This is a genomic window from Micromonospora sp. NPDC023888 (assembly GCF_040639415.1).
Lineage (GTDB): Bacteria > Actinomycetota > Actinomycetes > Mycobacteriales > Micromonosporaceae > Micromonospora.
Genome location: NZ_JBEZZW010000008.1, coordinates 185,753 through 199,582, shown reverse-complemented (window position 1 = coordinate 199,582; position 13,830 = coordinate 185,753). Strand labels below are relative to the sequence as shown.

General features: G+C 70.6%; 14 protein-coding genes. 9 read left to right on the top strand and 5 right to left on the bottom strand.

Going from position 1 to position 13,830, the window contains the following annotated elements; all coding sequences use genetic code 11:
- Positions 1–119 precede the first annotated feature (119 nt).
- The gene (locus AB0F61_RS10175) at positions 120–1,616 is read left to right on the top strand and encodes an aldehyde dehydrogenase family protein (protein WP_357806474.1); all 1,497 of its coding nucleotides are present in this window, start codon (positions 120–122) and stop codon (positions 1,614–1,616) included.
- Positions 1,617–1,696: 80 nt separating this feature from the next.
- Positions 1,697–2,356, top strand: a complete 660-nt coding sequence (locus tag AB0F61_RS10170; RefSeq protein ID WP_357806472.1) for a class I SAM-dependent methyltransferase — start codon at positions 1,697–1,699, stop codon at positions 2,354–2,356.
- A gap of 5 nt (positions 2,357–2,361) precedes the next feature.
- On the opposite strand, the gene nucS is transcribed toward AB0F61_RS10170, so the two are convergent.
- Positions 2,362–3,021, bottom strand: coding sequence for an endonuclease NucS (nucS, locus tag AB0F61_RS10165; RefSeq protein WP_357806469.1), 660 nt, complete (start codon positions 3,019–3,021; stop codon positions 2,362–2,364).
- 71 nt (positions 3,022–3,092) lie between these two features.
- Between nucS and AB0F61_RS10160 the strand changes: the two genes are divergently transcribed.
- The gene (locus tag AB0F61_RS10160; protein WP_357806467.1) at positions 3,093–3,710 is read left to right on the top strand and encodes a DUF4126 domain-containing protein; all 618 of its coding nucleotides are present in this window, start codon (positions 3,093–3,095) and stop codon (positions 3,708–3,710) included.
- A gap of 63 nt (positions 3,711–3,773) precedes the next feature.
- On the opposite strand, the gene AB0F61_RS10155 is transcribed toward AB0F61_RS10160, so the two are convergent.
- On the bottom strand, positions 3,774–4,232 hold the full coding sequence (locus tag AB0F61_RS10155) for a hypothetical protein (RefSeq protein WP_357806464.1): 459 nt from the start codon (positions 4,230–4,232) through the stop codon (positions 3,774–3,776).
- 241 nt (positions 4,233–4,473) lie between these two features.
- Here AB0F61_RS10155 and AB0F61_RS10150 point away from each other — a divergent pair, with 241 nt between their 5' ends.
- The 3 genes from AB0F61_RS10150 to AB0F61_RS10140 all read left to right on the top strand — a co-directional run bounded on the left by AB0F61_RS10150 (position 4,474) and on the right by AB0F61_RS10140 (position 6,778).
- Positions 4,474–5,700 carry a sensor histidine kinase gene (locus tag AB0F61_RS10150; protein WP_357806461.1) on the top strand — a complete coding sequence of 409 codons (1,227 nt, stop codon included), beginning with the start codon at positions 4,474–4,476 and terminating at the stop codon, positions 5,698–5,700.
- Positions 5,697–6,383, top strand: a complete 687-nt coding sequence (locus tag AB0F61_RS10145) for a response regulator transcription factor (RefSeq protein ID WP_357806458.1) — start codon at positions 5,697–5,699, stop codon at positions 6,381–6,383. Before AB0F61_RS10150 ends, AB0F61_RS10145 begins: the two co-directional genes overlap by 4 nt.
- Before the next feature lie 98 nt (positions 6,384–6,481).
- Positions 6,482–6,778 (top strand): DUF1540 domain-containing protein, encoded by a 297-nt coding sequence (locus AB0F61_RS10140; protein ID WP_357806456.1) that lies wholly within the window; start codon positions 6,482–6,484, stop codon positions 6,776–6,778.
- A gap of 16 nt (positions 6,779–6,794) precedes the next feature.
- Here AB0F61_RS10140 and AB0F61_RS10135 read toward each other — a convergent pair whose 3' ends face one another.
- Positions 6,795–8,801, bottom strand: coding sequence for a protein meaA (locus AB0F61_RS10135; RefSeq protein WP_357806453.1), 2,007 nt, complete (start codon positions 8,799–8,801; stop codon positions 6,795–6,797).
- Between the two features lie 151 nt (positions 8,802–8,952).
- On the opposite strand from AB0F61_RS10135, the gene AB0F61_RS10130 reads away from it, so the two are divergent.
- Together AB0F61_RS10130 and AB0F61_RS10125 are read left to right on the top strand one after the other, a co-directional pair.
- Complete coding sequence (locus AB0F61_RS10130) at positions 8,953–9,804, top strand: ABC transporter ATP-binding protein (RefSeq protein WP_357806450.1); 852 nt, start codon at positions 8,953–8,955, stop codon at positions 9,802–9,804.
- Entirely contained in the window at positions 9,801–10,646 is an 846-nt protein-coding gene (locus AB0F61_RS10125; RefSeq protein WP_357806446.1) for an ABC transporter permease, read from the top strand. The genes AB0F61_RS10130 and AB0F61_RS10125 overlap by 4 nt, the downstream gene beginning before the upstream one ends.
- A 40-nt stretch (positions 10,647–10,686) precedes the next feature.
- On the opposite strand, the gene AB0F61_RS10120 is transcribed toward AB0F61_RS10125, so the two are convergent.
- Positions 10,687–11,535: a 3-hydroxyacyl-CoA dehydrogenase family protein gene (locus AB0F61_RS10120; protein WP_357806443.1), complete on the bottom strand. Its 849-nt coding sequence runs from the start codon at positions 11,533–11,535 to the stop codon at positions 10,687–10,689.
- 223 nt (positions 11,536–11,758) lie between these two features.
- Here AB0F61_RS10120 and AB0F61_RS10115 point away from each other — a divergent pair, with 223 nt between their 5' ends.
- The gene (locus tag AB0F61_RS10115) at positions 11,759–12,373 is read left to right on the top strand and encodes a hypothetical protein (RefSeq protein ID WP_357806441.1); all 615 of its coding nucleotides are present in this window, start codon (positions 11,759–11,761) and stop codon (positions 12,371–12,373) included.
- Here AB0F61_RS10115 and AB0F61_RS10110 read toward each other — a convergent pair.
- Positions 12,364–13,797: a serine/threonine-protein kinase gene (locus AB0F61_RS10110; protein ID WP_357806438.1), complete on the bottom strand. Its 1,434-nt coding sequence runs from the start codon at positions 13,795–13,797 to the stop codon at positions 12,364–12,366. The genes AB0F61_RS10115 and AB0F61_RS10110 overlap by 10 nt on opposite strands.
- Positions 13,798–13,830 lie beyond the last annotated feature (33 nt).

Sequence of the window (13,830 nt, the reverse complement as noted above, 5' to 3'; positions counted from 1 at the left end):
GGTCGCCGTCAACACCCTGGCCTGCATTGATGAACGATCAGACGAGGGGGTACGACTCCGGGTCGGCCGGCCACGATCCGGACCTACCGGTGAGTAATCTTCGGGTCTAGACTTCCGTCATGACGGCTGTGCATGTCCCCGGTCTTCCGGTCATCGAGGCAGGTCGGCTGGTCTCCACCAGCCCGGCCACCGGCGCTGAGGCCGGCCGCTTCCCGGTCGCGACCGACGCCGACGTGCGGCGGGCCGTCGAGGACGCCCGAGCCGCCGGCGGGTGGTGGGCCGGGCTCGGCTTCACCGACCGCCGCGAACGGATGCTGCGGTGGCGCGCCCTGCTCGCCAAACGCATCGAGGAGTTGGCCGAGCTGGTGCACGTCGAGGGTGGCAAGCCGATCGCCGACGCCATCGTCGAGATCGTCACCGCGATCGAGCACATCGACTGGGCCGCCCGCAACGCCGGCCGGGTGCTCGGCCCGCGCCGGGTGCGGTCCCGGCTCATCCTCGCCGAGTTCTCCGGTCACCTCGAATACCAGCCGCACGGCGTGGTCGGCGTGATCGGGCCCTGGAACTATCCGGTGTTCACGCCTGTCGGTTCCGCCGCGTACGCGTTGGCCGCCGGCAACGCGGTGGTGCTCAAGCCGAGCGAGTACACCCCGGCCGCCGGCCAGTGGCTGGTGGACAGCTTCGCCGAGGTGGTGCCGGAGCACCGGGTGTTCACCGCCGTGCACGGGCTGGGCGACGTGGGCGCCGCGCTGTGTCGCTCGGGGGTCGACAAGGTGGCATTCACCGGCTCGACCGCCACCGCCCGGAAGGTGATGGCCGCCTGCGCCGAGACACTGACGCCGGTGCTGATCGAGGGCGGCGGCAAGGACGCCATGATCGTCGACAGCGACGCCGATCTGGACGCCGCGGCCGAGGCGTGCGTCTGGGGCGGCATGACGAACGCGGGCCAGACCTGCATCGGCATCGAGCGGGTGTACGCCGTCGACTCGGTCTTCGACGCCTTCGTCGACAAGGTGGTTGCCCGAGCCGGTCAGTTGACCGTCGGGCCGGAGGGCACCGACATCGGGCCGATCACCATGCCCGGCCAGCTCGACGTGATCCGCCGGCACATCGACGCCGCGATCACCTCCGGCGGGCGTGCCGTGCTCGGCGGTCCGAGTGCCGTGCAGCCGCCGTACGTGCACCCGACAGTGCTCGTGGACGTCCCGGACGAGTCGGCTGCCGTCCGCGAGGAGACCTTCGGCCCGACGCTGACCATCAGCCGGGTCCGTGACGCCGACGAGGCCGTGACCCGCGCCAACGCCGTGCCGTACGGCCTGGGGGGTTCGGTCTTCGGCCGGCGGCGGGCGGTGTCCATCGCGCGGCGGCTGCGCTCCGGAATGGCCTCGATCAACTCCACTCTGACGTTCGCCGGCATGTCCACCCTGCCGTTCGGCGGGGTGGGCGACTCCGGTTTCGGGCGCATCCACGGGGAGGACGGGCTGCGCGAGTTTGGCCGGGCCAAGGCGGTCACCCGCCGTCGGGCCCGGTCGCTGCTGCCGTCGATGACCTTCGAACGGACCCCGACCGACGTGGCCCGACTCGTCAAGGCCATCAAGATCATGTACGGAAGGTGAGTGTCGGATAACCGATCATCACCAAGGATCGGCGTATCCACATGTTTATAGGCGGTGTCGGCGGCGGTACATTGCGTTAAATGGGCCCTAATCGATTGCGCTACCGCCTTGTCGACAGCGAGCAGTCGTGGAGTGCGCGGCGGCGCCGGCATCGCTCGGACTGGTTGGCGCGCACCTTCCCGGGCATCGGCGACATGCACGTGGTCGATCTCGGCGGCCGGCTCGGCACCTGGCACCGCGCGACCGTCCGGCCGGCCCGGGTGACGGTCATCAACCTGGAGCAGCCGCCCGCCGTCGTGCCGGACTGGGCCCACGTCGAACAGGCCGACGCCTGCGACCTACCTCCGCGCCTCGCCAGGAACGACTACGACCTGGTCTTCTCCAACTCCGTCCTGGAGCATGTGGGCGGGCACGAACGCCGGCTGCGCTTCGCCGCCACCACCCGCGGCCTGGCCGAGCGGCACTGGGTGCAGACGCCCTACCGCTACTTCCCCATCGAGCCACACTGGATCGCGCCCGGCATGCAGTTCCTGCCGGTACGACTGCGCACCGCGTTCGCCCGCCGCTGGCCGCTGGGCCACAAGCCGACCCGCAGCCACGACGCCGCCATCCACCAGGTGCTCTGGACCGAACTGCTTGACCGCTCGCAGATGCGCCACTACTTCCCCGACTCGACAATGCTTGTCGAGCGGGCGTTCGGCCTGCCCAAGTCGCTGATCGCGGTGCGCACCGGCGGGTGAGCCGATCAGAAGAGCGTCAGTTCGTCCTTCTCGATGCCCCGCAGCCTGTCGTAGTTCACGACCACGCACCGGATGCCCCGGTCGGCGGCGAGCACCCGGGCCTGCGGCTTGATCTCCTGAGCCGCGAAGACCCCGGCCACCGGGCTGAGCAGCGGGTCCCGGTTCATCAACTCGAGGTATCGAGTGAGCTGCTCCACACCGTCGATGTCGCCGCGCCGCTTGACCTCGACGGCCACCGCGCCGGAGTTGGCGTCCCGGCACAGCAGGTCGACCGGGCCGATCGCCGTCATGTACTCACGGCGGACCAGCGTGAACCCCTCACCCAGCACACCGGGGTTGGCGGCCAACAACTCCTGTAGGTGCGCCTCCACCCCGTCCTTGCGCAGACCCGGGTCCACACCCAGCTCGTACGAGGTGTCCTGGAAGATCTCCTCAAGGGTGATCCGCAGCTCCTCGCCGGCCTTGTTGACCACCCGCCACACGCCGGGGGCCTCCTCCAGCCGGCACGGCGGGCTCATCCAGTTCAACGGCTTGTACGCCCGGTCGTCGGCATGGATCGACACCGACCCGTCCGCCTTCACCATCAGCAACCGGGTGGCCGGCGGCAGGTGAGCCGAGAGCCGTCCGACGTAGTCCACCGAGCACTTCGCAATGACCAACCGCACCCGACGAGGGTAGCCGAGGACCCACCGGTCGCCGCCGAGCGGCACTGGCGCGTCGGTGCGATGCTGAGACCGTGTTCGAAGTCCTCACCGGCACCGGCCTCGCCGCCTCAGCGGGGCTGAACGCCTACATACCCCTGCTCGCCCTCGGTCTACTCGGCCGCTACACCGACCTGATCGACCTTCCCAGCGGCTGGACCTGGCTCGGCAACGGCTGGGTCCTCGTCATCCTGGCCGTGCTGCTCGCCGTGGAGACGGTGGCGGACAAGGTGCCAGTGGTCGACCACGTCAACGACGTGGTGCAGACAGTGGTCCGACCCACCGCCGGTGGCCTGGCCTTCGGCGCCGGGTCGTCGTCGGAGACGGTGACGGTCAGCGACCCGGGGAGTTTCTTCTCGTCGCACCAGTGGGTGCCGGTCGTCACAGGCGTGCTGCTGGCGTTGGGCGTACACCTGCTCAAGTCCGCGGCACGGCCGGTCATCAACGCGACCACGGCCGGGTTCGGCGCCCCCGTGGCGAGCACCGCCGAGGACGCGACCAGCGTGGTGGTCTCCCTGGTGGCGATCATCCTGCCGGTGCTGGTGCTTGCCTTCCTGCTCGGCCTTGTGGTCTTCGTCTACTGGTTCCTCCGGCGACGCTCGGAACGTCGCCGGGAACGCGAGGCGGCCCGCGCCGCCGGCTTCCGCGTCTGACGGTTCACCGGGGTACGGCGGGACGGGCCTCCCCCTCTGGGCCGTCCCGCCGTACGCTCGCGGTCACCGCCAGGTGCCGTCGCAGGCGATCTTCGTCGAACCGCTGTAGGTACAGGCTCGCGCGTGGAGGTCCTTGGTCGGGTACCGCGCCTTCGACCAGGAGGACGCCAAGGTCCCGCCGTTCGCGGAATTGGTGTCGCTGAGGTAGTTCCGGTAGTGGTACGCCGCGTCTCCATCGACGTGGTACCGGATCTGGAGCACCGCCTTATACCCGTCCGGCTCGGTGTCCTCGACGTAACCACGGACCCAGACCTCGGTGCCGCGCCAACAGATCTCGGCGTCGCCGTACGCCCCGTAGATGAGGCTCTGGGCGAGCCGACACGTGCCGCTCTTGGCAGCCACCTCGTACCACTCGTCGGCGGCCTGGGCCGCCGTTGTCGTCGCGGCGAGGCTCATCCCCGCGATCGCGGCGATGGCAGCCACTCGGCCGGTCCAGCGCCCCATCCTGGTCCCTGTCGCCATCGTGCACCTCCTCCTGATCGGGCCAGCGGTGTCGCCAGCCACACTGAGGACGCTACGGACGGGGCGGCCTCCGATCGTCCCGCCAGGGATTGACGTTCGTGGAAACCTTTGCGGTACCGGCGCGGTCGCGATCGGCGTCGGAGCGTGGGAGTGCCGCCGTCCGTCGTACAACCACTGTGGTATCGCGAAAGCCCGTCACGGGTTGACGACCCGGGCCCAGGGGCTGGGTTACCGTGCGCGCATGGTCGCTCATGCGGCACGGTGGCCGGGCCGCCTGCGGCGCCTCGTCGGTCACCGCCCGCTCCTCGTGGACGGGCTACTGGCCACCGCGACGGTCGCCGTCGGCCTGGCGCTGGCCAGCCAACAGCCACCGGCGGGGATCCGCCCGATGGACCTGCCGGGCTACGCCCTGACCTGCCTGCTCGGTGCGCTGCTGGTGGCGCGGCAACGGGCGCCGGTGGCCGTTCTGCTGGTGTACTGCGCCGTCTGGGCCGGCTACATCGACCTCGGCTACTGGCCGGTGGTGAACAGCCCGGGGATGCTGCTGGCGCTCTACACGGTCGCCGCGAGATGCCGGGTCCGCACGGCGCTCACCGCCGTGGTGATCGCGGCCACGGTCTGGGTGTACGCCGGCCACGAGTCCCTGCTGGTCGCCGTCGTGCAGGGCGTGGCGTGGACCGGCGTGGTGGCGTGGATCGGGCACGGCGCGGGGCAGTTGGCCGCGAGCAACAAGCGGCTCGCCCGGGTGGCCCGGCAACTGGAGTACGAGCAGGAGCAGCGCGCCCGTCGTGCTGTCGTCGAGGAGCGGGTCCGCATAGCCCGGGAGCTGCACGACGTCGTCGCCCACCACATGTCGGTCATCTCGGTCCAGGCGGGGCTCGCCCGGTACGTCCTCGCCACCGATCCGCCCACCGCTCGGAACGCGCTGGGCACCGTACTGGAAACCAGCGGCGAGGCGTTGGACGAGCTGCGTCGACTGCTGTCCCTGTTGCGCCTGAACGTGGACGACGGCGGCGAGGAGAGCGGCTCGTACGCCCCCGCTCCCGGCCTGGATCAGCTCGACGAGCTGATCCAGCGGGTCCGGGCCGCCGGCGTACGGGTCGAGACGAGCACGAGTGGCGTCGTACGGGCGTTGCCACCGGGCATCGATCTCTGCGCCTACCGGGTCGTTCAGGAGGGTCTGACCAATGTGCTCAAACACGCGCCGACGGCGGCGGCGACCGTGGCACTGCACTACGCCCGGGACCGGCTGACCGCTCGGGTCCGGGACGACGGCGGGCCAGGGGCGGGCCCGAGCGGAGTCACCGAGGGCCATGGTCTGGTTGGCATGCGGGAACGAGCGCACCTCTACGGCGGCACGCTGACCGCCGGGCCACACCCGGAGGGCGGCTTCGAGGTTGTCCTCACCCTGCCGATACCTGCGATGGTGGATGACGACCGCGCCGACCCGGGGAGGGATCTCTCGTGATCACAGTGCTCGTGGTGGACGACCAGGTGCTCATCCGTGCCGGCCTCTCGGCGTTGATCAGCGCCGCCCCGGGCCTGGAGGTGGTGGGTCAGGCGGCCAACGGTCACGAGGCGGTGGCCCTGGCGGGGTCGACCCGTCCGGACGTCATCCTCATGGACATTCGGATGCCCGGGCTCGACGGTGTCCGGGCCACCGAGCGGATCCTCGCCGCGGCCACCGACACGCCACCCCGGATCCTCATCCTCACCACCTTCGACCTGGACGAGTACGTCTACGCCGCGCTTCGCGGCGGCGCGAGTGGCTTCCTGCTGAAGGAGACCCCGCCACAACGGTTGCTCGCCGCCATCGAGACCGTTGCCGAGGGCGAGCTGCTGTTCGCGCCGACGGTGACCCGGCGGCTGATCGAGGCGTACACCCGCCGGGACCGGGACCCGGCCGGGCCGCCGCCGGACCTGGGCGCGTTGACCGCCCGGGAGTTGGAGGTGCTGCGGCTGGTCGCGAGGGGAATGACGAACGGCGAGATCGCCGACACCCTGGTCCTCAGCGAGGCGACGGTCAAGACCCACATCAACCGGACCATGACCAAACTGAACCTGTGCAGCCGCGCCCAGGCGGTGGTGGCCGCGTACGAGGCGGGCCTTGTCGTCCCGCACGGGTCGGCCCGCCGTCGCCAACCGAGCTGACCCTCGGGGTGTAGGCGGGTGACCGGCGGGCGGCCATATCGGGGTTGGCCGGATCGGCAAAAGCCTAGGATCAGGGCAAAGACCTAGAGGAGGTTGGCATGACCGCAGCGTTGGAGATGCCCCGAGTCCAGGAATGTGTCGTCGCCGCGTGCGCGTACAACCAGTCGGGTGACTGCCACGCCTTCGCGATCACGATCGGCAGCATGGATCACGCCCACTGCCACACCTTCGTCGAGTCGCCCGTCCAGGGCGGCGTGGAGAACCTGATCGCCCAGGTCGGCGCCTGCCAGCGCTCCGACTGCCGGCACAACGAGCAGTTGGAGTGCCACGCGGAGTCGATCCGGGTCGGCCCGGACAACGACCTGGCCGACTGCATGACGTACGCCGGCCGCTGACCCACCGACAGCCGGATCAGGGCAGGTCGTTGGCCTGCCGGATGACAGTCACCAGGTCGTCGATGATGCCGGTGAGGGCGAAGTCCCTCGGGGTGAAGACCCGGGCCACCCCGGCCGCCCGCAGCGTGTCAGCGTCACCGGCGGGGATGATGCCGCCCACGACCACCGGTAGGTCCGCCCGGCCGGCCGCCCGCAGCCCGTCGAGCACCGCGGGCACGGCGGCCAGGTGCGATCCGGACAGCACGGACAGCCCGACCAGGTCGACGTCCTCCTCGACGGCGGCGGCGACGATCTGCCCAGCGGTCAACCGGATGCCCTGGTAGACGACCTCGAAGCCGGCGTCGCGGGCACGTACCGCGATCTGCTCCGCACCGTTGGAGTGCCCGTCCAGGCCGGGTTTGCCGACCAGCAGTCGCAGCCGGCCGCTGCCCAGTTCCCGTGCGGTGGCGGCTACCCGCTCGCGGACCGCCACGAGGCCCGGATCCCCGCCGCCGCCGGCGGCACCGGTCAGGCCGGTCGGCGCCCGGTACTCGCCGAAGACCTGCCGCAGCGCTCCGGCCCACTCGCCGGTGGTCACCCCGACCCGCACGCACTCCAGGGTGGCGGGCATCAGATTGGCGGTGGTCGCGGCGTCCGCGCGGAGCCGGGCAAGGGCGGCGTCGACGGCGTCCGCGTCCCGATCGGCCCGCCACCGCCGTACGCCGTCCCCGGCGGCCGCCTCGACCGCCGGGTCGACCTGCTCGACGGCCTCCGCACCGGCGGCGGTCAGCGGGGAGGGTTCGGTCTCGACGTACCTGTTGACGCCGACCACCACGTCGGCGCCGGACTCCATCCGGCGGCGGCGCTCGGCCAGCGAGGCGACGAGCGCGCTCTTGAGGTAGCCGGTCTCCACCGCGGCCACCACACCGCCCAACTCCAGCACCTTGTCCAGCTCGACCCGCGCCCCGGTGACGACCTCGTCGACAAGCGCCGTCATCACGTGCGAGCCGGCGAAGAGATCCGGATATTCGAGCAGGTCCGACTCGTACGCCAGGACCTGCTGCATCCGCAGCGACCACTGCTGGTCCCAGGGTCGGGGCAGGCCGAGCGCCTCGTTCCAGGCGGGCAACTGCACCGCGCGGGCCCGGGCGTCGCGGGACATCGTCACCCCGAGCATCTCCAACACGATGCGCTGGATGTTGTTCTCCGGCTGCGCCTCGGTGAGGCCCAGCGAGTTGACCTGCACCCCGTAGCGGAAGCGCCGCTGCCGGGCCTCGGTGACCCCGTACCGGTCCCGGGTGATCTCGTCCCAGAGCACGCCGAACGCGCGCATCTTGGCGATCTCCTCGACGAAACGCACCCCGGCGTTGACGAAGAACGAGATCCGCTGCACCACGTCGCCCATCCGCTCGGGCGGCACCTGACCGGAGTCACGGACGGCGTCGAGCACGGCGACCGCTGTGGCCAGCGCGAAGCCGACCTCCTGCACGGGCGTGGCCCCGGCCTCCTGGAGGTGGTACGAGCAGATGTTGACCGGGTTCCACCGGGGCATGGTCTTCAGCGTGTGGGCGATGACGTCGGCGGTGAGCCGCAGCGACGCGGCCGGCGGAAAGATGTACGTCCCCCGGGACAGGTACTCCTTGATGATGTCGTTCTGGGTGGTCCCGGAGAGCAGGTCGGCGGTGCAGCCCTGCTCCATGGCGACAGTGCCGTAGAGGGAGAGCAGCCACATCGCCGGGGCGTTGATGGTCATCGAGGTGTTCATCTCGGCGAGCGGAATGCCGTCGAAGAGCGCCCGCATGTCGCCGAGGTGGGCCACCGGCACGCCGACCCGACCGACCTCGCCGGCGGCCAGTTCGTGGTCCGGGTCGTAGCCGGTCTGCGTGGGCAGGTCGAAGGCGACCGAGAGGCCGGTCTGTCCCTTCGCCAGGTTGCGGCGGAAGAGGGCGTTGGTAGCGGTCGCCGACGAGTGGCCGGCGTAGGTACGCATCACCCACGGGCGGTCGCGCTCGGGCAGCCGCCCCGAAGATGCCGTCTCATCCATGGCTGGAGCTTAAGTTACCGTTCAGTAAAACGGGCTGTGGAAAACCACACAGGTCCATGTCGGGGACGCCCGGGCGCGAAGTGCGCGCAGTGGCGCGCACCGCCATGCCCCGGGGCAGCAGGCGGCCTGGTCGGGGCGCACACTTGACGGCATGGATGACGAGCTGGCCATCTCCGTCCGAGGGCTGCGCAAGGCGTACGGCGACAACGTCGCGGTGGCGGGCGTGGACCTCGACGTGCGCCGGGGCGAGGTCTTCGCGTTGCTCGGCCCGAACGGCGCAGGCAAGACCACCACGGTGGAGATCCTGGAGGGTTACCGACGCCGGGATGCCGGCGAGGTCTCCGTGCTCGGCACGGACCCCGCCCACCCGGACGCCGACTGGCGCTCCCGCGTCGGCATCGTGTTGCAGGGCACCGGCGAGTTCGACGAGCTGACCGTGGGCGAGGTGATCCGGCACTTCTCCGGCTTCTATCCCGACGCGGACGACCCGGACAAGGTGATCGAGCGGGTCGGGCTGGCCGCCAAGGCGAAGGCCCGTACGCACAGCCTCTCCGGCGGGCAGCGACGCCGCCTGGACGTGGCGCTGGGCATCATCGGTCGCCCCGAGCTGCTCTTCCTCGACGAGCCGACCACCGGTTTCGACCCGGAGGCCCGCCGCGAGTTCTGGGAGCTGATCCGCGACCTCGCCGCAGCCGGCACCACAATCGTGCTGACCACCCACTACCTGGACGAGGCGGAGACCCTCGCCGACCGGGTCGGGGTGATCGCCGGCGGCCGGCTGGTCGAGGTGGCCGCCCCGAACCAGCTGGGCAACCGACAGGCGGCCCTGGCCACGGTCTCCTGGCGTACCCCGGACGGGACGCTGGAGAGCGCGCAGAGCGCGACGCCGACGGCCCTCGTGGCCGAGCTGGCGGCGCGCCACGGCGGCGAGGTGCCGGGGCTCACCGTGACCCGGCCGACCCTGGAGGACGTCTACCTCACCATGATCGGACACGCGCGATGACCACCACGACGAAGCCGGCGACACCTGTCGCCGCGAGCCATGGCCGTCGGCCGGGGGCCGGCGCGCTCGCGCTGCGCCAGGGCCGGCTGGAGATCACCCAGTTCCTGCGCAGTCGGGAGTCAGTGGTCTTCACGATGGGCTTCCCCATCATCATGATCCTGATCTTCGCGTCGATCTTCGGTGGCACGATCGGCGGCGGGGTCAAGTTCACCCAGTACTTCATCACCGGCATGATCGCGACCGGCCTGATGACCGTGAGCTTCCAGAACCTCGGCATCTGGATTCCGATCGAGCGGGACCGGGGCGTGCTCAAGCGCTACCGGGGCACGCCGATGCCCAGGTGGGTCTGGTTCGCCGGCAAGGTGATCATGGTGGTGGCGATCGGCATCGCCGAGACCGCGCTGCTGCTGGCCGTCGCTGTGGCGTTGTTCGACCTCGACCTGCCGGGCACGGTCGGGAAGTGGGCCACCTTCGGCTGGGTCGCCGTGCTCGGGGTGACCGCCTGCACCCTCTGCGGCATCGCCATCTCGTCGCTCGCCCGCACCGCCCGCAGTGGCTCGGCGGTCGTCACCCCGGTCGCCCTGGTGCTCCAGTTCATCTCCGGGGTGTTCTTCGTCTTCACCGACCTGCCCACCTGGATGCAGCAGGTCGCGGCGCTGTTCCCGCTCAAGTGGATGTGCCAGGGGCTGCGGTCGGTCTTCCTGCCGGAGAGCTTCGGCGCCCAGGAGCCGGGCGGCTCGTTCGAGCTGGGCCGGGTCGCGCTGGTGCTGGCCCTGTGGTGCGTGATCGGTGTGGTGCTCTGCCTGACCACCTTCCGCTGGACCACCAAGCGCGACGGCTGAGCGGTCGACCGGGGCGGGTGCCCGCCCCGGTCGCCGTGACTCAGTACGTGTAGAAGCCCTTGCCGGTCTTGCGGCCCAGGTCGCCGGCGGTGACCATCCGCTGGAGCAGCTCCGGCGGGAAGAACTTCTCGTCGGCCGTGTCGGTGTAGATGTTCTTCGAGGCGTGCAGCAGCACGTCCACGCCGGTCAGGTCGGTGGTGGCAAGCGGGCCCATGGCGTGCCCGAAGCCCAGCCGGCAGGCCGTGTCCAGGTCCTCGGCGGACACCACGCCGGACTCGACGAGCTTGACCGCCTCCATCACCAGGGCGGAGATCAACCGGGTGGTGACGAAGCCGGCGATGTCCCGGTTGACGACCACCACCGTCTTGCCGATCTCCTCCGCGAAGGCCCGCGCGGTGTCAAGCGTCGCGTCGCTTGTCTTGTAACCGCGCACCAGCTCGCAGAGCTGCATCATCGGCACCGGAGAGAAGAAGTGGGTGCCGACGACCGCCTCCGGCCGCTCGGTCACCGCGGCGATCTGGGTGACCGGGATGGCCGAGGTGTTGGTGGCGAGCACCGCGTCGGCCTTGCAGATCTTGTCCAGGGCGCGGAAGACCTCGTGCTTGATCTCCAGCCGCTCGAAGACCGCCTCGACCACGATGTCCGCGTCGGCCGCCGCCTCCAGCTCCGTGGTCGGGGTGATCCGGGCCAGCGTCGCCTCGACCTCGGACGCCTCGATCTTGCCCTTCTCGGCGAACTTCTCCAACGACTTCCGGATGCCGCCGAGCCCACGGGTGGTGGCCGCGTCGTCCAGGTCGCGCAGCGTCACCTGCCAGCCCGCCTGCGCCGCCACCTGGGCGATGCCGGAACCCATCAGCCCAGCCCCGACGACCGCGAGTCGACCCGCCATCTGCTTCTCCCTCGCTGCGATTGAGTGCCTCACTGCACCCTAGTCGGCGAGCCTGAACGATGACTAAGCGAGTTGCCGGACGCCGACCCAGCCCGGACGGGGATCGAAGCCGCGCCGGGGTGACATATTCACGACTCCGCGCGGCGAACAAACTCCGGTTCGGGCGCATCGAACCCTACGACAACAACCCAGTGCAATGAGCCAGGAGCCAACGATGCGTGCAATGCCTGTGGTCGGAACCCTCACCTGCCTCCTGCTCGTGGGGGCGTGCGCGTCACCCACGCACCGGAGCGGTGACGCGGCACCGGCCGGTTCCCCGGAGCAGACGGCCAGCGCGCCCACCACCGGGACGCCGACGTCGTCTTCGCCGTCCGCGTCGCCTTCGCCGTCCGCGCGGCCGTCCAGCAGCGGCACCACCACCGCCCTCGTCCTGGGCCCGAACGGGCTCGGCTCGCTGAAGCTCGGAATGTCCCGTCAGCAGGCCACCGCGACCGGAATCCTGCGCCCGTTCGGCGACTACCAGGGCGAGTGCGCGCTGGCACAACTGCGGTCCGCCCCGACCGACGAGGGGAATGTCAACGTCTCCCGAACTCTGGGGATCGCCACCATCGACGCGTACGGCAGCATCAAGACGCCCGAGGGAGCGCGAGTCGGCATGTCCAGCGCCGACATGCTTCGCATCTACCCGGGGTGGTCAGCGGCCGACGGGGACGCGACAAACGGTCGCGGCTTCGCGAAGACGCCCGGCAACAACAAGGCCGTCTACCGCATCGAGATGGTCAAGGGCACCGTGGTCCAACTGACTCTGCAGTACGCGAACCAGAACTGCTACGAGTAGACGGACCCGAACCGGCCGGCCCGCGGCACCAGTGAGCTGGACAACCGCAGGCCGGCCAGGATCTCGTCGGTCAGGTCGGCGTCGCCCACCTGTTTGATCTGCAGGTAGACGCCATAGCTGCGCTGCGGCACGGAGAGCAGCACCTCGCTGAACGAGACCGAGGCGCCACACGACGTCCACCGCCGTACCCGGGCCGGGTTGCCGCCCACGTCCACGGTCCGGTCAGGCTGTTGGACGCAGGAGGTGTGGCTGGGTAACGCGGGTGCCGCGCCGCCGGCCAGCAGGGCCTTGCTCGCACCGATGAACACACCTGGTATTCCGCTCGCCGGATCCGGCCAGACGTCAAGATCCGGGGCGACCACGAGACCCGGCGCCTGGCCGGCGGGAAGTCGCAGCACCGAAGGATCCCATCCGGCGTCCTTCACCTGGCCGGCCCAGCTCGACGGCACCGCGACCGACAGGGCACCAGAGACGTCGTGCACACGTACCCAACCCGACCGTGCCGGCAGGCTCGGGTTGGAGCCCGTCGTGGCCAGCAGCGCGGTCAGTGCGACACCGACGCCGACGACCCTCCCCGACCGCCGCACGAACCGGCCGCGACCCGTGTCCCGTTCCATCGACGCGATGACCCGGCGCAGCTCCTCGACCAGGACCGCGGCGGACGCCCACCGCTGCCGCGGGTCGTGGTGCAGCGCGCGTCGCACCAGGTCGTCCACCGTGGAGGGCACGCCGGGCCGCACCTGAGACGGCCTGGGCACCGACCGCCCGCCCCTGCCCGCGCGGCTGGCCTGCTCGGGAGGGCTCCCGGTCAGCATGTGGTACATGGTCGCGCCGATCGCGTACACGTCGGCGCGGATGTCCAGGCCTCCGCCGGGGGTAGCCTGCTCGGGCGGCATGTAGCCGGGTGTGCCGGCGGCGATGGTGAAGCCGGACGCGTTCGCGAGCGCCTTCGCCAGGCCGAGGTCGGCGACGAGTACCCGATCCCGATCCGCGGCCGGTTGGAACAACACATTGGACGGCTTGAGGTCACGGTGCAGCACACCGGCCTCGTGCAGCACCGTGACGGCACTGGCGATATCGGCCGCGACGAGCAGGGCCTCCCGTACCGGCATGGGCCCCGAGACGAGCCGATCCGCGAGGGTGCCACCGGCCGCGTACGGCATCACCAGATACGGCCGGCCGTCCGGCAGCTCACCGACGTCGAGAACACGCACGAGCAGGCTGGAATCCGTCCGCCGCATGATCCGTGCTTCCTGCTCGAAGCGCTCCCGCAGATCGGCGTGGTACGACCAGTTGTCGGCCAGCACCTTGATCGCCACCGACGCGTCCAGGGCGTCGTCCGCGCCGAGCCACACAGTGGCGAACGCTCCGGAACCGATGCGCCGCAGGACGCGATATCGGCCGATCTTGTCGGGTACTGACACGCCCGTATTATGGCCCCCAGGACGGGGAGGAAC